Annotated in this window: 1 protein-coding gene; it reads right to left on the reverse strand. The window is 72.4% G+C overall.

What is annotated here, in order from left to right:
* On the reverse strand, nucleotides 1–978 hold a 978-nt coding region (locus tag KUTG_RS03650), incomplete at both ends, for a glycoside hydrolase family 36 protein (protein WP_198046995.1).

Raw genomic sequence — 978 nt, forward strand, 5'->3', positions numbered from 1 at the left:
AGCTGCAAGCGGGACAGCAGTGCGTGGTCCGATCGCATGCCGCCGGAGGCGCAGTTCTCCAGCACCAGCCGGGGGTGGCGGTCAAGCACACCGTCCAGCCAGTCGAGGTGGGCCCGATTGTGGCCCAGCAGCCCCGCTCCCGGTGTCTCGCCGGGGTGGCTGCTCGTGCCGCTGCCGGCGTCGACGTTGTAGTCGAGCTTGAGGTAGCCGACGCCGTACTCGCCGACGAGGCGGTCCACCACCTCGTCGAGATGGGCACGGGCGGCCGGATGGCGCAGGTCCAGGTGGTGACGGCCGGTTTCGGTGACGCGCACCCCGTCGCGGCGGAAGAACGCCTCGTCGGGCAGGGACTTGGCGACGGGGCTCCGGACGCCGACCACCTCGGGTTCGAGCCACAGCCCGGGGACCATGCCACGCTCCCGGATCCGGTCCAGGACTTCCTGAATGCCGCGCGGTCCGGGAAAGCGGGTGACGGACGGTTCCCAGGCGCCGACGCTGTCCCACCAGCCGTCGCTGTCGTCGTACCAGCCGGCGTCGATCACGAAGTACTCCGCGCCGGCCGAGGCGGCCGCCTCGATCAACGGCAACAGCTTGGCGGTGGTGGGATCGCCCATCAGGCAGTTCATGTAGTCGTTGAAGACGACCGGGAGGTGACGCTGGTCGTCGTGTGGGCGGCGGGCGGCCCGGCGGTAGCGGGTCAGCGCGCCGAAAGCGGTGTCGAGTCCGTCCTCCACCGCGACGGCGACGGGCACGGTGCGAAACGCGGCGCCGGGTTCGAGCGGGTGCCGCCAGCCGTGCTCCCGGTCGCCGGGTCCGCACAACGCGAGGTAGACGCGATCCTCGCGGTCGCCGCACTCCCAGCGCCAGGCGCCGCTGTTGTGCTCGACCTGCCACAGCCACGTCCGGCCCGACCGGCGGTCGGTCAGGCCGCCCATCGGCAGCGATCCGGCGCTGGACCAGGTCCCCCGGCCGGTCCGG

Source organism: Kutzneria sp. 744 (genome assembly GCF_000568255.1).
Taxonomy (GTDB): Bacteria; Actinomycetota; Actinomycetes; order Mycobacteriales; family Pseudonocardiaceae; genus Kutzneria.